General features: G+C 29.6%; 20 protein-coding genes and 1 tRNA gene. 10 read left to right on the top strand and 11 right to left on the bottom strand.

The features are described 5' to 3' along the window. The first annotated feature begins 7 nt into the window (after positions 1–7). On the top strand, positions 8–565 hold the full coding sequence (locus HNP35_RS19810) for a DUF4256 domain-containing protein (protein WP_184166188.1): 558 nt from the start codon (positions 8–10) through the stop codon (positions 563–565). A gap of 43 nt (positions 566–608) precedes the next feature. Here HNP35_RS19810 and HNP35_RS19805 read toward each other — a convergent pair whose 3' ends face one another. Then, on the bottom strand, positions 609–959 hold the full coding sequence (locus HNP35_RS19805) for a DUF2200 domain-containing protein (RefSeq protein WP_184166191.1): 351 nt from the start codon (positions 957–959) through the stop codon (positions 609–611). Positions 960–1,073: 114 nt separating this feature from the next. Here HNP35_RS19805 and HNP35_RS19800 point away from each other — a divergent pair, with 114 nt between their 5' ends. Together HNP35_RS19800 and HNP35_RS19795 are read left to right on the top strand one after the other, a co-directional pair. Continuing rightward, positions 1,074–1,478 (top strand): VOC family protein, encoded by a 405-nt coding sequence (locus HNP35_RS19800; protein WP_184166195.1) that lies wholly within the window; start codon positions 1,074–1,076, stop codon positions 1,476–1,478. Between the two features lie 153 nt (positions 1,479–1,631). Next, the gene (locus tag HNP35_RS19795; RefSeq protein ID WP_246453613.1) at positions 1,632–2,051 is read left to right on the top strand and encodes a serine acetyltransferase; all 420 of its coding nucleotides are present in this window, start codon (positions 1,632–1,634) and stop codon (positions 2,049–2,051) included. Between the two features lie 54 nt (positions 2,052–2,105). Here the strand turns inward: HNP35_RS19795 and HNP35_RS19790 are convergent, their stop codons facing one another. Next, positions 2,106–2,843 carry an SDR family oxidoreductase gene (locus tag HNP35_RS19790; RefSeq protein WP_184166202.1) on the bottom strand — a complete coding sequence of 246 codons (738 nt, stop codon included), beginning with the start codon at positions 2,841–2,843 and terminating at the stop codon, positions 2,106–2,108. 79 nt (positions 2,844–2,922) lie between these two features. Then, positions 2,923–3,492 (bottom strand): Crp/Fnr family transcriptional regulator, encoded by a 570-nt coding sequence (locus HNP35_RS19785; RefSeq protein ID WP_184166205.1) that lies wholly within the window; start codon positions 3,490–3,492, stop codon positions 2,923–2,925. Between the two features lie 92 nt (positions 3,493–3,584). Between HNP35_RS19785 and HNP35_RS19780 the strand changes: the two genes are divergently transcribed. Beyond that, a complete protein-coding gene (locus tag HNP35_RS19780) occupies positions 3,585–4,037 on the top strand; it encodes a DUF4262 domain-containing protein (RefSeq protein ID WP_184166208.1) in 453 nt (150 codons plus the stop codon). On the opposite strand, the gene HNP35_RS19775 is transcribed toward HNP35_RS19780, so the two are convergent. Beyond that, positions 4,038–4,433, bottom strand: coding sequence for a VOC family protein (locus HNP35_RS19775; protein ID WP_184166211.1), 396 nt, complete (start codon positions 4,431–4,433; stop codon positions 4,038–4,040). A 131-nt stretch (positions 4,434–4,564) separates the two neighbouring features. Between HNP35_RS19775 and HNP35_RS19770 the strand changes: the two genes are divergently transcribed. From HNP35_RS19770 to HNP35_RS19760, 3 genes are read left to right on the top strand one after another with little or no spacing between them, the layout of a single operon-like run. After that, positions 4,565–5,137 (top strand): hypothetical protein, encoded by a 573-nt coding sequence (locus HNP35_RS19770; RefSeq protein WP_184166214.1) that lies wholly within the window; start codon positions 4,565–4,567, stop codon positions 5,135–5,137. A gap of 39 nt (positions 5,138–5,176) precedes the next feature. After that, complete coding sequence (locus tag HNP35_RS19765; protein ID WP_184166217.1) at positions 5,177–5,683, top strand: endonuclease V; 507 nt, start codon at positions 5,177–5,179, stop codon at positions 5,681–5,683. Positions 5,684–5,725: 42 nt separating this feature from the next. Then, positions 5,726–6,898: a hypothetical protein gene (locus HNP35_RS19760; protein WP_184166221.1), complete on the top strand. Its 1,173-nt coding sequence runs from the start codon at positions 5,726–5,728 to the stop codon at positions 6,896–6,898. An 83-nt stretch (positions 6,899–6,981) separates the two neighbouring features. On the opposite strand, the gene HNP35_RS19755 is transcribed toward HNP35_RS19760, so the two are convergent. Next, entirely contained in the window at positions 6,982–7,563 is a 582-nt protein-coding gene (locus HNP35_RS19755) for an HD domain-containing protein (protein ID WP_184166223.1), read from the bottom strand. A 161-nt stretch (positions 7,564–7,724) separates the two neighbouring features. On the opposite strand from HNP35_RS19755, the gene HNP35_RS19750 reads away from it, so the two are divergent. Further along, a complete protein-coding gene (locus tag HNP35_RS19750; RefSeq protein WP_184166226.1) occupies positions 7,725–8,180 on the top strand; it encodes a hypothetical protein in 456 nt (151 codons plus the stop codon). A 15-nt stretch (positions 8,181–8,195) separates the two neighbouring features. Further along, entirely contained in the window at positions 8,196–8,534 is a 339-nt protein-coding gene (locus tag HNP35_RS19745) for a VOC family protein (RefSeq protein WP_221433480.1), read from the top strand. Positions 8,535–8,584: 50 nt separating this feature from the next. Here HNP35_RS19745 and HNP35_RS19740 read toward each other — a convergent pair whose 3' ends face one another. The 4 genes from HNP35_RS19740 to HNP35_RS19725 all read right to left on the bottom strand — a co-directional run bounded on the left by HNP35_RS19740 (position 8,585) and on the right by HNP35_RS19725 (position 11,171). Continuing rightward, complete coding sequence (locus tag HNP35_RS19740; RefSeq protein ID WP_184166232.1) at positions 8,585–9,079, bottom strand: leucine-rich repeat domain-containing protein; 495 nt, start codon at positions 9,077–9,079, stop codon at positions 8,585–8,587. Positions 9,080–9,312: 233 nt separating this feature from the next. Next, positions 9,313–9,975 (bottom strand): DUF3826 domain-containing protein, encoded by a 663-nt coding sequence (locus HNP35_RS19735; protein ID WP_184166235.1) that lies wholly within the window; start codon positions 9,973–9,975, stop codon positions 9,313–9,315. Between the two features lie 123 nt (positions 9,976–10,098). After that, complete coding sequence (locus HNP35_RS19730) at positions 10,099–10,563, bottom strand: HXXEE domain-containing protein (RefSeq protein ID WP_184166238.1); 465 nt, start codon at positions 10,561–10,563, stop codon at positions 10,099–10,101. A 74-nt stretch (positions 10,564–10,637) separates the two neighbouring features. Next, positions 10,638–11,171 carry a Crp/Fnr family transcriptional regulator gene (locus HNP35_RS19725; RefSeq protein WP_184166241.1) on the bottom strand — a complete coding sequence of 178 codons (534 nt, stop codon included), beginning with the start codon at positions 11,169–11,171 and terminating at the stop codon, positions 10,638–10,640. Between the two features lie 166 nt (positions 11,172–11,337). On the opposite strand from HNP35_RS19725, the gene HNP35_RS19720 reads away from it, so the two are divergent. Continuing rightward, positions 11,338–12,648: a hypothetical protein gene (locus tag HNP35_RS19720; protein WP_184166244.1), complete on the top strand. Its 1,311-nt coding sequence runs from the start codon at positions 11,338–11,340 to the stop codon at positions 12,646–12,648. 89 nt (positions 12,649–12,737) lie between these two features. On the opposite strand, the gene HNP35_RS19715 is transcribed toward HNP35_RS19720, so the two are convergent. Together HNP35_RS19715 and HNP35_RS19710 are read right to left on the bottom strand one after the other, a co-directional pair. After that, positions 12,738–12,812 (bottom strand) — tRNA-Val (locus HNP35_RS19715). A 192-nt stretch (positions 12,813–13,004) separates the two neighbouring features. Beyond that, positions 13,005–13,145, bottom strand: coding sequence for a hypothetical protein (locus HNP35_RS19710; RefSeq protein ID WP_184166246.1), 141 nt, complete (start codon positions 13,143–13,145; stop codon positions 13,005–13,007). Positions 13,146–13,259: the final 114 nt, after the last annotated feature.

Here is a 13,259-nt window from a genome sequence, read left to right as displayed (position 1 = left end):
TAATGAGATGAAAAAAGAATTGACACCCAACCAACAAGAAGAGCTTTTAACTACGCTGGAAAAACGTTTCGAAAAGAATATTAACAGACATAAAAATTTGGAATGGTCTGTTATTGAAAACAAATTAAAAGCCAATCCTAAGAAATTATGGTCGCTAGATGAAATGGAAAGAACTGAGGGCGAACCTGATGTTATTGGCTACGACGAAAAAACAAAAGAATATCTTTTTGCAGATTGTTCTCCAGAAAGTCCAAAAGGCCGAAGAAGTGTCTGTTACGATCATGAAGCGCTTGAAAAACGAAAAGAACATAAACCTGCAAACAGCGCTATCAATATGGCAGAAGAAATGGGAATTGAAATTCTGAATGAAGAACAATACAGAGAACTTCAAAAGCTTGGAAAATTTGATACGAAAACATCAAGCTGGATTTTAACTCCAACAGAAATTAGAAAATTAGGAGGAGCTATTTTCTCTGATTTTAGATACAATACCGTTTTTGTTTATCACAACGGTGCAGAATCTTATTATGCCGCGCGAGGATTTCGCGGTTTATTAAGAGTATAAAATAGTGAAACCTCCAAAAACCGATTTGGAGGTTTTAATTTTATTACTCTCTTAGAATTTTTTCCATTTTCTTTCCTTTCGCTAACTCATCAACTAATTTGTCCAAATAACGGATTTTTTGCATCAGCGGATCTTCAATCTCTTCAATACGATAACCGCAAATCATTCCGGTAATTTTTGACGCATTCGGATTTAGTTTTGGAGCTTCATCAAAGAAAGTCTGAAAGTCCGCTTTCTTTTCAATCTGAGCTTTAAGCTGTTCATCACTATATCCTGTTAACCATTTTGTTACTATATCTACTTCTTCTTTAGTACGTCCTTTTTTTTCTGCCTTTTGAATATACATAGGATATACACTGGAGAATAAAATTTTATATACTCTATCGTTTTTCATTGGATGATTTTTTAAATGCTATTTTGTTTTACTGTAAATATAATTACAATAATTGTTTATACCTTAGATTTAGTTTTACAATATCAATTTTAGAAATTTAAAAAGACTATTTGTATGGGAAATAATTCAGATAATACAGAACCAAAAGTAACAGGACTTGGCGGAATTTTCTTTTTTATGGATAATCCAAAAGAAACGAAAGACTGGTACGCGAAGAATTTAGGATTGGAAATCAACGATTGGGGATCTTCAAGTTTTGAATCTAGAAATATTGATAATCCGGAACAAATAGAATCTACACAATGGTGTCCTTTTAAGAAAGGAGATGAATATTTTTCGCCATCTAAGAAAGAGTTTATGGTGAATTATCGTGTTCAGAACATTGAAGGACTTTTAGAAAAACTGAAAGCAAATGGAGTTACTATTTTAGACGATATTGAAACTTACGATTACGGAAAGTTTGTTCATATAATGGATACTGAAGGCAATAAAATTGAACTTTGGGAACCTATATTGTAAATTATTAATTATAAACGAAATGACTGATACTTAATAAAGAATATGTTTAATACTTTAGTTAAAATAAATTGCCATTCAAAAAGCAGATTTCTAAAGCAAATAGCGGGCAATTTACTAGAGAAATTTTACTGCTGTGAGATTAATTGCGCGGAAATGGACAAAAGTGTTTTATTTGCGCATCATGGCCGTGGTTGTACAATTGTGGCTTCTAAAATCTGCGAAAATGTAGTCATATTCCAAAATGTTTCTATTGGAGCTAATTTGAAATACAACAAAATCAATGCTGAATGGGAAAATGTCGGAAATCCGATTATTGCAAGGAATGTCATTATTGCTGACGGTGCTAAAATTTTAGGTCCAATTATAATTGGCGAGAATTCAGTTATTGGTGCTGGATCGATTATAACCAAAAATATTCCAGCAAATAGTGTTGCTTATGGTGTAAATCAATTCAAACCGAAAGATGAAAATTATGATTTCATATTTAATTCAAATATGATAAATCCTCAGGAAATAATCGAAGTAAATAAAAAGTTAGTAGCGAAATTTAACGAGCGAAATAAAACTATTTAAAATAAAAAACTCCATTAATTATTAATGGAGTTTTTAGCTAATATAAAAGTTAATCTACCACGGACTTTCTTCGCTTTCGTCTTCAATATCATTGCTAAAGAATTTTCCAGTTGGTCCATTTTCATCAGTCAAAGTATGTTTAATGATGAAACTTGAAGCACTTTCTACACTTCCAGGCCCACTATGATGGTTGAAATCTGTTGCAGTATAACCAGGATCGATTGCATTTACTTTAAATCCTAAATCTTTTAATTCATAAGCCAAAGTTACTGTAAAAGCATTCAAAGCTGTTTTGGAAGAAACATACGAAACCGCTTTAATTGCGTAATATTTCCATGTAGGGTCGCTATGTAAAGTTAACGAACCAAGACCAGACGTAATATTGCTTATTCTAGGATTTTTAGATTTTTTCAGCAATTCCAAAAATGTCTGTGTAACTCTAATGACACCAAAAAAATTGGTATCAAATACATTCTGAATATTTTCAACCGGAGTTGTCGAAGAATCTTGTGGTATGTCTCCCAGAATCCCTGCATTATTAATTAAAATATCAAGTTTTCCCTGTTCTTTTTCTACAAGATTTTTGGCTTCCAAAACGCTTTCATCATTTGTGACATCGATTTGAATTGCTTTTATGTTTTTAAATCCGTTTTGAGTAAGTTCTTTTGCCACTTCTTCTCCTTTTTGAAGATCACGGCTTCCTAAATAAACGAATAATCCCTTTTCTGAAAGCTGTTTTGCGGTTTCTAAACCTATACTTCTATTTGCACCTGTAATTAATACTGAATCCATTTTTTATCTTTTTAAATTATTGATTACAAAGTTGCATCGATAAAAAACAATAACATTTGCCATATGACAAAAAGCGATTTTAGCGGATATTTTTTCGGATTCGGCTTAAAGAAGATTGTGTAATTCCTAAATAAGAAGCCAGATAAGAAAGCGGAACACGATTGATAACATTAGGAAACATTTCCATAAAGGACAAATAACGCGTAGTAGCATCTTCTGAAACAAGCGGACTTCTCCTAGACACTTTATCAATCAAGGCTTTATTAATTATTTTGTGAACGATTTTGTCCCAACCAATAATTGTATTTAAAAGCTCTTCCCAATCTTTTTTAGAAAAAACAATCATTTTGCAATCGGTAACAGCTTCGACATAAGCCGAAGAACAAATGCTGTTTTCAAAACTTTCTAAATCGACAACAAGATTGTTTTCGTCTATAAAATATTTAGTGATTTCTTCGCCTTTGTTGTTGTAATAGCAGATTCTCATCACTCCTTCGATAATAAAACCAACTTCAACCGAGACTTTTCCTGCTTCAGAAAAATAGTTTTCTTTTTTAATTTCTCTTTCTTTGGCTTTACTCAAAATCAAATCAATCTGTTGCTGATTTAAACTACCAAATTTCAATATGTATTGTACTAATTCTTTCATGTGTGAAAGTTAGGGATAAGTTTTTGATAGAAATTTGTCATATGGTAAAAAATATTAAAACTATATTAGCGGTATAATTTTAATTTAAAAAAATGCAAGAGGATAAAAAAGCATTATACTTTAAAAATGTTTATGATAATATATCATCAAAAGGTTATCATGTGACTGCCGTCTTAGAAGAAAAAAATGTTACCCCTTTTGCATATTCAACTGGAATTTTTGAAAATTTCAATATACCCGAATTATTCATTTCTGGCTTAGGTCCAAACTTATCTGGACAGATTATTGAAAATTATGTAGAAAAGTATAAGTCTGATAAAATTCAATTAAATAAAAAGATAGATGACTTGATAGATACTTTCCCTATTTATTTGATTAAAGTAAAAAATGATGATTTATTAGAATATGTTCTAACCTCAGTCAAATTTTATAAAAACAAGAAATTCGAATATTTACAGCTTATTTTTCCAGATTTAAATGGAAAATTTCCAAATGATTTAAGTTATAATTATGATCAAAATATCATTGGAGAGTTTCAATTTTAACTACATTCCAGGCCAATACAGAAAATTAAATTTATGTCCGTCTGGATCAGCAAAACCAAAAGTATAACCGACTTCAAAATTTTCTGGTTCAGAAAAAATAGTTCCTCCGATTTGTTTTACTTTTTCGTACCAAAGATCGACTTCTTCTCTACTCTTTGCAGATAATGAAAAGATAATTTCGCTTTGAGATTTAGCATTTGCTAATTTTCCTTTTACAGCAATTTCTAATCTTTCAGGAACAAAAAAGTTAATAATAAAACTGTTTTCAGCAAATATAAAACTTACCAACTCGTCAGTTTCTTTTCCGTTTTGTTTAAAACCTAAATCATTATAGAATTTAATTGTTTTCTGTAAATCATTAGAAACAAGATTTCCCCATATCATTTTAGTTTCCATTTATTTTAGCTTTAATTGATTGTACTCCAAGTTACTATTTTTTTTATGAAGAACTGATTTATAGAAAGAGAAAATAAAGTTATTTCTTATATTAGCGAATAGTAATTCTGAAAATTATAAGTTTAGATAACATGAAAATCTTCAAACCTTTCTCTTTTCTTTTCTCTGCAATTATAACTGGATGTGTTGGAAACATGAATCCAACAGGCGGAAATTCTACACCAAATTATCCTTACTTTGTTACTACAGAACCAATGGTCGTTAAGAAAATTATGGTTCCGAAAGGCACAAAACTAACTTATAACGAGCACTTTTTTGTATCGGGAGAACAAAAGCATAAAATGAGTGAACAAAGACTTACCAATATAAAACTGCCCGAAGGACAATACTTAAATTGGGGCGGAGTTCCTGTATATGAAATTAATCAGTTTTTTAATTCTGAGATGCGTGGTTATTCTGTCTACGCAGATTTTAGAAAACTGAGTGACGATAAAAAAACAAAATTTTCTGAACTTTGGCAAAGCTGTAGCAGCGAACTCGGAATCACAATTAAAAATACAGATGATTGGTCGTTTAATAAAGCCAATATAGTTGATGTCGAAAGCTGTAGCGTATTGTATCAGCGTTATTTTAAGGATGATACAAATCAACAGGAATTTTTAAATGAAATGTTGGCTGAGCTTAGGAAAGTTGGCTCGAAGTAATATATCTTCGTTGTAATATAAATAAGCCTTTAAAAAATTATGATCTTAGCTTTTGACACTTATTATTTTGACCAAAAAGCCAAAACAGTTTGCCTTGAATTTTCTCAATGGAATGAAGATAAAAACTTTAAAGTTTACACCGAAATTATTGAAAATGTAGAAGAATATATTCCTGGTGAATTTTACAAACGAGAATTGCCATGTATTGTAAGTTTACTAAATAAAATTGATTTGTCTACCATCGATGTCATTGTTGTAGATGGTTTTGTATACTTAAACGATGATCAGAAGTTTGGTTTAGGCGGTTATTTATATGAAAAATTAAATAAACACATTCCGATTATTGGCGTTGCTAAAACAAATTTTGCTTCTATAGAAAATAATAAAAAGGCTATATTTAGAGGCGACAGTAAAAAACCGCTGTACATCACTTCTATAGGAATTGATCTGGAAGAAGCCTATAAAAAAGTAGAAAGTATGCATGGCGATTTTAGAATGCCAACTCTACTGAAAGAATTGGATAGGCTGACAAAGGAAAACGTTTAATTAAATTGAACTAGAAAAAACAACTTTTATAATTTTATTAAAATGATTATATTTTCTGCTTTAATTATACTTTTTGGTATTATGCTTATTGTAGTTTATGCAATAAACAATAATGAAAACCCTAGTAAAAATCATACTGTTCTTAGAAGTTACAACTTTTTAGAAGATAAAGATGAAACAAATTTCAGAAATAACCTCGAATATCAGGAATGTTTGTTCTCCGATTATCAAGATGATAGTAATTTAATTGTTGCAATTCATTTTAATAAAAATAATAGATATATATATCAGTTACTATCAAAGGACTATTCTTACCACTTAGTACTTTATGATGAACAATTTAATCTTTTAAAAGATATTAATTTGAAACTTCTGCATTCTCCTGAAGCGACTAGCAGTGCTATAATAAATACATTTTCAGAAAATGAGGAAGATTTTATAATATTATCCCTCATTGATAGTAATAATATCTATTATTATCATTTTAATTCTGATGGATTAAATATTTTCAAAAAACATTTTTTGAGAGCTAGAAACCAAATATTCTTGATTTATCATAAAGAAGATGAGTTTATTTCAATTTCAGATGAAGACTATACTCATAAGCCTATTAAAGCATTTTGGATAAAAGAGCAAACTTCTTTCGAAGCTTTATTAAGTGATGATCAACTATATCCTGAAAAAGAATGGTCTGGTTACGAATATATTGAATCGGTAACGAAAACGAATATTAAGAATCAATTTGCTTTTATAACTCATGATGCAAATTATGGAGTTCAAGGCGTTAAAATTTTTAAGTTTAATCAATCAAAGAGTATTGATTTGATTTATGACATGGATGATCTTGATTTTAATGGGGCTTTTCATAATTTAAGTTTTAATTCAAAAGGAGATCGTTTTGTAGTGTTACTTTATACGAGAGATAAATTTCAAAATGATAGTTTTTCTATTTGCGAATATTCTGTTTTAGAGAATAAAAGACCATTAAGAGTAATTAAAACTAAATTTGCTTATTGGGAATTTGGCGCATTACATACTTTTTATATTACTGATAGATTGGTTTGCATCGTAAGAAATTCTGATATAATAATCTACAATTTAGAATTTGAAAAGTTAAAAGAAACCCTAAAAAGAGATTTTAGATCAGCCTTTTATGCTGGCAATAATGTCTTAATTTATCAATATGAAGATGAAGTTATTAATTTATCATACTAAGAATTCGGAATTTTATTTAAACTTTGGTAAAATTTATTTTCTACAAAAAAACTCTCGAATCTAATGGTTTAGGAGTTTTACTCTTATAATTGGTTAACATTGCTAAGAAAAAGGTAATATTCTTGAATTTTATTCTTCAATCTTTCTGCTAAATATACATTTCCATCTTTAAGTTCGTTGTGTATTATTTTGGCTTCTTCGATATACTTTAGCTTTTTCTCATCGTTCCAATAATAAGGAGGTTCATACAAATTACAGATTCTATCAGCCATTTTAACTGCCCAAACTTCTATAGGCTGCTGTTTGATTCTATTTAAACTATCCAGCATTTTTTCTAGAGAATCCTCAATTTCATCATTTTTAGTTAAGGCTAGTACTCCAGAAGCTACTTCACTGCCAAATAAATCATTTACTTTCTCGTAATTATATGTAGTATCTTCAATCGTATCATGAAGCATAGCGCATTTAACGGCTAAATCAGAATTCATATTTTCCGTTAAACGACTAGCATTTAAAACTTCAAAAACGACACTACCGATATGATTGATATACTCTACTCTTTCGCCTTCATTGCTTCCACCATATTTTTGTCCGTCATGAAGTTTTGAAACCAATTGCCAAGTATTCTGAATTTCGTCTATTGACCAGTCTTTTTCTTGTTGCATGTAGAAATGTTTTTCGATTGATTGTAAATTATGATTTTTTTTGAAGATTTGCAAGATTTTGATAATCATTCTATATTCTAAATTATCCAAATGATTATTATATTAGCTTTAAATAACTTTATATCATTTGCAATTAGAATTTTTATTTAGAGCCTTTTACGATGAAGAAAACAACTAAAATAATTCTTATTATCGTTTTGATTTTAATATTTGGAGTTTTTATACATCCGAAAAATGTTATTTATGTTCCAAAAATAAAAGGAAAAGTAATCGATGAAAAGGGAAATCCTGTTAATGAAGCTGTAGTTTCACGAATTGAAGAATTAAGTTCTATAAATAAAGAACATGGATATTTTGAATACACAAAATATCAATCTCAAACAACAAAAACTGATAAAAATGGTTTTTTTGAACTTACTGAAAAATCTAGAATAGAATGGATACATACACCGTTTGATTTGCCTTTTGCTTGGTGTTTTGGTAATTTTCAAATTGAAAAAAACGGTTATAAAACTTACCAAACACGTTTTGATGAATTTCGCGAGTTTCACAAAGACAATTGTTATGCATGTGAAAACATTGAATTTAACCCTATTATAACTCTAAAGAGAAAGTAAAAAAAAGCTATGGAAATGAGACTTTTAGTAATACGAACAAACGATCAAAAACGTCTTGCAGATTTTTATAGTTTACTTGGTTTAACATTTGATTATCATCAACATGGTAATTCTCCCATGCATTATTCAGCAACAATTGGAAGTTTAGTTTTAGAAATTTATCCACTTGCAAAAGATCAAAGCGAACCAGATAAAAGTATCAGATTAGGTTTTGCAATTGATAATTTTGAAGAAACATTGGTATTACTCAAGAATAAGGATGTAGTTTTTTCTGAACCAATACAAACAGATTTTGGTTTTCTGACTGTTATTTCAGATCCAGATGGGAGAAAAATTGAGCTTTATAAAAAGTAAATCAATTGTAAACAATTAACTTGTCAAAAAGTAGGATTCTGTACTTATTTTTAAGGATATATTCTAGTTTTTGGCATTTTTATTTTTAGAAGCTCTAAATCTTCATCCTTATATATTCCTGTACCACTAAAGTTAATTTCTTTTAAATTATAAGGAAATAAGTTATAGTTTAAATCGGTTAGTCTTGTGTCACAAAGTCCCAAGAATCTCAGTTTTTTCAATTGAATCAATGCTTTAGGGATTTTACTTAATGGACAACTTTCAATTCTAAGAGTTTCTAAATTTTCTAAGCGAGATATCGATTCTGGAATTATTTCCATATCATTTCCTCTAAGCATTAAATACTCCAAAGACTTTATATTAAAAAGCCACTCAGGAAAAGTCTGCAATGGAAAATTTAGAACTGAAATTTTCTTAAGCTTTTTAAGATTTCCAATTTCAACCGGAAGTTCAAAATCATTTAAATAGTACATTGATGTATTAGTTTGTATTTCTAATACTTCAAGATTTACAAATTGCGAAAATATTTCTCCTTTATCCTTCAAACTATAATCGTAAAATTTCAGACTTAGTTTCTTACAATCTTTAGGTTTTATTGAAGCTTCAATTAGAGATGTAAATTTTGTTCTTCGAAAGATATACATGCTTTAGATATTTGTTTCTTTAATTTCGCGATATACCATATTACATCATTTCTAAATGAATTCAAATTTATTACAGAAAAAATATAAAAAAAGCTCTTTAAAATATTAAAGAGCTTTTGTGTAATCTAAAAATCTTATTTTTTTGCAGCAGCTTCTTTTTCAGCTTTTATCTTTTTCGTGTAATCACCATACATCTGGCGCCAGTTACGGCCATGATTATTTAAATAACTTTCAGCTTGTGTTTTGTAAATTTCAAAAATAGCCGAAATCTCCTTCATGCTTTTATAATCTACTGCTTGCTCTCTTGCTTTTTCCATTAGTTTCTGTATTTCAGCAGTTTCTATAGACGTCATTTCTGGAACAATTGCTTGATATCCTTTCATTGTAAAAGCCACTTTACCAATGGTGTATTTATCTAAAACCAATGAAACTTGCTGCTCACTCAAATCTTTTCTCAAACCGCTCATTAAGCTTTCATGAACATTTGTTGGCATTGCAGAATCGGCGATAATTTGTCTATGAAGTTCAGAAAGAGGTTTTCCGTCTAAAGGATTTATTCCGGCAGGAACGGTAGAAGCAGGATGGTTATTATGCCAGTCTTTTACTGCAGAAAGATGAGTAGCTACAACTTGTACTAATCTATTTTCTTTTTCATTATCGTTTAGTGATAATGAGCTTATCCATTCTTTTGCTTTCGCTGTTTCATCTTGCTCTGCTTTTGTCGATTGTGCTTTAATTGTTGTATTTAGAACTAATAGAGCAATAACTACCAACAATTTGATATTTTTCTTTTTCATAAAAAACTGAAATAAATTTTATAATGTTTTTCTTTTTTTAATAAAAATATAAAATATTCTTTTGACTAGGTGTAATTAAGTGTAAAAACAACAATTATATTATTCGCAGTTATTATTTTAAGATTATTTTCCTTGTCTAATGACTGAAAATATATGAAAACCAATTCCAAGAGAAATTGAAAAAATGGCTCTATACCATGGAATAATGCCAGTTAAAACTAATTCATCAGTTCCAATAATAAAAAGCGGAATGTAAAATAGCACTGCTGTGACAATTCCTGGAGAATAGGATTTTAATTTAGAAACGCCCCAAATATGAAAACAAGCATTCGCGAAAAGAATCGACATAACATCGTACCATATGGTGCGTCCTAATTGTATGTCCGCAAAATGAATTGAGAAAGCAATGGCGCACATCATGAAAGTATTGATCCAAACAAGAAATCCTCCGTTGTTTTTCTTTATTTTTTTTGGAGGGATCAATCGAGCATACCAATCGGCAAAACCACCCGGAAATAAAAATTCTTCTGTTACATGCAGCATAGCGGCTGCAGCTAATAAAATTGCAAGTGTCGAAAATGTTATCATGATTTTTATTTTTTTAAATTTCGTTGCAAAATTGCGACATCAAAAAAATGTTGACGATAACAATTGTTAATTAATCACTTTCGGTTTCGTATTCTGCTCAAAGACACAGAAGTAATACCTAAATAAGAAGCGATATAATGCTGAGGAACACGTTTAATAATTTCGGGGAATTCTTTAAGCAATTCTTTATATCGCTCTTCGGGAGTATTTTTTATCTGAGAAACCATTCGTTTTTGATAAGCTAATAATGATTGCTGTATGTATTGATAATAAAATTCTCTAACATGAGGAAATTGCTCCATTTTTTGCTTAAAACTATTAGTGCTTATGCTATAAACAGTTACTGGCTCAATGGTTTCAATTGTGTACCAGCTTTTTTCATTTGAAATTATACTTTCAATAGAAGCTATAAATCCGCCTTCAAACAAAAATTGAATCGTAATTTCTTTTCCGTCATGATTAAGCCATACACGAGCGGCACCACTTTCGACATAATAAATATTTTGCGAAATCTCATTCTCTTTTACAAGCAAAGTTTTTGCTGGAAATTCTTCCTTTGTAAATATTCTTTTTATGTTTTCTATTGTTTCTGAAGATTTTATCAACATAAATTTATCCATTTAGCATGCACAAGTAAAGTTAAAAATAGATTTTTTAGAAAAATAAATTCAAGTGTAAATATTCTTATATTAGATTAAAGAAAATCGAAGTAAAAATTAGAAGTTTTGAGCCTTTACAAAACTAACTCTTCCTAAATAAATGCCGATTAAAATTATGAATAAGCTTTTTTCAACTATTCTATTTGTCTTATTTGGAACCTTATTTTCTCTAGGGCAAAACAATTTAGATTCTTCAAATACTTGGGATAAAATTATAATAAGAGATAGCAACGGAGGATTTTCATATTTCGAAAGTGATTTTCAAATTAAAAGACAAGACTTTTTACTAACAGGCTTAAATAAACCCGATTCTATAATTAAAAAAATAGATCCAAAATTAGCTGCCGAATTAGTTGATTTGATTGTAAAAACAAAAGATTCGGTCTCTTTTAAAAATCCTTTACTTTCTTTTGGCAGAGATTCTGTTTGGCTTATCAACAACGCTGAGAGGCTCTGGAAAGAATATACAAGAAACTGGAAGAGAACAAAACAAATGGATTCTATTGCAATCTCAACCATAAAAGATTACAAAAAAGCAAATCAAGCGGCATCATCTATTGAAGGTTCGCGGAGTACAGATGATTACCCCTTGATTGTAGTTGGTATTATAAAAGATAATGATACGTTGTCTGCTTATACAGTTGGACAACGCCCTTATATGCTTCCTTGGATTATAAAAAAGAGAAAAGTTTACAATTCAAGAATTTCTGAACTACTTGCGGAATTATTGCCAGACCAAAATCAAAGCAATAAAGAAAGATTAAGTGGAAAAGACTTTAATAGTTCTCTTGTTAGTAGCATCTATAACTCTTTTCTTAATGATAAAGATAATTACCTCGAAGCTCAACAAAAATATCCTAGAACATTTAAAGCTTTAGAAAAGAACTTCGAAATTTCTAAAGCAGAAATTATGGATATGTCATCCATAGAATGGGGGAAAAATTTTGGAGGAGAATGTTTAGAAATGTCATTAAAAGATTTATCGATTTCGAAAAATATTGAGTTTTATACCATTTCTGGTGCAAATGAGATTTTTAGCACCAAAAGATCAATTATATCTAACAAAGAGAATTTGATCAATCTACTACAAGAAAACCCTGTTTATAAATACACCTTAAATTGTAATAATTGTTTAGGAGAAATACATTGGGTTAAATCTAAATCCTTCAGTAAGAAAGCTCAGAATCATTTTAAAGAAGATTTACAAGAAGCCGGAATAGACAAAAATAAATATGACGGCCAATACAAAGATGCCATTTTCTTTGAATTAACAGAACATAGGAATTCTCAAAGAAGTTTTTCTCGTTGGATTTTTCTTAAAAATAAAACATTGATACTATGGGAATTGAAAGGAAATTTTTTAATGAATTTACCAAAAGAGTTACTAGAAAATCAAGGTTTTATATGTAAGGAAATTATATTTTAAAATAAAAGCAATTAGTTAGTTGCTTTTAAATTCTTTACAGAAAATAAAAAACTCCAAAATCAAATGACTTTGGAGTTTTTGGAATTTTGTGGGCGATGAGGGGTTCGAACCCCCGACCCCCTCGGTGTAAACGAGGTGCTCTGAACCAGCTGAGCTAATCGCCCTATTTTACTAGGTTTCAATCTTTATGATTGCGTGTGCAAATATACACTTAGAATTTGTATTTACAAGTCTTTTTATAAAAAACTTTGTGGGCTTTTAGGGACTACAATCGAACACTTGATACCTATTTTGACATTTTTTGATGATATAAAATAGGTTGTCTTGCGCTTCGAATCACACTTAGATAAACACTCTCAATCTTTTGGCTTATGTATATGTGGCTTTAAAACAGGATGTTTTGGCTGATTTGGTGGTGTCACTCTTCTTCTTTCATCTGGTGTTCCGTCAGGTGTTTTAGGTTTTGGACCTGGTTTAATTGCTTGAATTTTTTCCATAATACGTTTTTATATTAAAATTATTTTTTAGCTAGACTTATTGAAAAGCCTATATTCTATATACAAATAACATTAATAAAAGTATCATCGCGTTACGGAAAACCATAATTTACG

This window comes from Flavobacterium notoginsengisoli (assembly GCF_014207905.1).
GTDB lineage: Bacteria > Bacteroidota > Bacteroidia > Flavobacteriales > Flavobacteriaceae > Flavobacterium > Flavobacterium notoginsengisoli_A.
This window is presented reverse-complemented; position numbering and strand designations above follow the sequence as displayed.

Excerpts from the sequence above, each read along its gene's own strand:
- HNP35_RS19710 (WP_184166246.1), bottom strand. The coding sequence starts at position 13,145 with ATGGAAAAAATTCAAGCAATTAAACCAGGTCCAAAACCTAAAACACCT.
- HNP35_RS19720 (WP_184166244.1), top strand. The coding sequence starts at position 11,338 with ATGAATAAGCTTTTTTCAACTATTCTATTTGTCTTATTTGGAACCTTA.
- HNP35_RS19745 (WP_221433480.1), top strand. The coding sequence starts at position 8,196 with ATGAGACTTTTAGTAATACGAACAAACGATCAAAAACGTCTTGCAGAT.
- HNP35_RS19730 (WP_184166238.1), bottom strand. The coding sequence starts at position 10,563 with ATGATAACATTTTCGACACTTGCAATTTTATTAGCTGCAGCCGCTATG.
- HNP35_RS19770 (WP_184166214.1), top strand. The coding sequence starts at position 4,565 with ATGAAAATCTTCAAACCTTTCTCTTTTCTTTTCTCTGCAATTATAACT.
- HNP35_RS19735 (WP_184166235.1), bottom strand. The coding sequence starts at position 9,975 with ATGAAAAAGAAAAATATCAAATTGTTGGTAGTTATTGCTCTATTAGTT.
- HNP35_RS19805 (WP_184166191.1), bottom strand. The coding sequence starts at position 959 with ATGAAAAACGATAGAGTATATAAAATTTTATTCTCCAGTGTATATCCT.
- HNP35_RS19780 (WP_184166208.1), top strand. The coding sequence starts at position 3,585 with ATGCAAGAGGATAAAAAAGCATTATACTTTAAAAATGTTTATGATAAT.
- HNP35_RS19755 (WP_184166223.1), bottom strand. The coding sequence starts at position 7,563 with ATGCAACAAGAAAAAGACTGGTCAATAGACGAAATTCAGAATACTTGG.
- HNP35_RS19800 (WP_184166195.1), top strand. The coding sequence starts at position 1,074 with ATGGGAAATAATTCAGATAATACAGAACCAAAAGTAACAGGACTTGGC.
- HNP35_RS19760 (WP_184166221.1), top strand. The coding sequence starts at position 5,726 with ATGATTATATTTTCTGCTTTAATTATACTTTTTGGTATTATGCTTATT.
- HNP35_RS19785 (WP_184166205.1), bottom strand. The coding sequence starts at position 3,492 with ATGAAAGAATTAGTACAATACATATTGAAATTTGGTAGTTTAAATCAG.
- HNP35_RS19790 (WP_184166202.1), bottom strand. The coding sequence starts at position 2,843 with ATGGATTCAGTATTAATTACAGGTGCAAATAGAAGTATAGGTTTAGAA.
- HNP35_RS19725 (WP_184166241.1), bottom strand. The coding sequence starts at position 11,171 with ATGTTGATAAAATCTTCAGAAACAATAGAAAACATAAAAAGAATATTT.
- HNP35_RS19750 (WP_184166226.1), top strand. The coding sequence starts at position 7,725 with ATGAAGAAAACAACTAAAATAATTCTTATTATCGTTTTGATTTTAATA.
- HNP35_RS19775 (WP_184166211.1), bottom strand. The coding sequence starts at position 4,433 with ATGGAAACTAAAATGATATGGGGAAATCTTGTTTCTAATGATTTACAG.
- HNP35_RS19765 (WP_184166217.1), top strand. The coding sequence starts at position 5,177 with ATGATCTTAGCTTTTGACACTTATTATTTTGACCAAAAAGCCAAAACA.
- HNP35_RS19810 (WP_184166188.1), top strand. The coding sequence starts at position 8 with ATGAAAAAAGAATTGACACCCAACCAACAAGAAGAGCTTTTAACTACG.
- HNP35_RS19795 (WP_246453613.1), top strand. The coding sequence starts at position 1,632 with ATGGACAAAAGTGTTTTATTTGCGCATCATGGCCGTGGTTGTACAATT.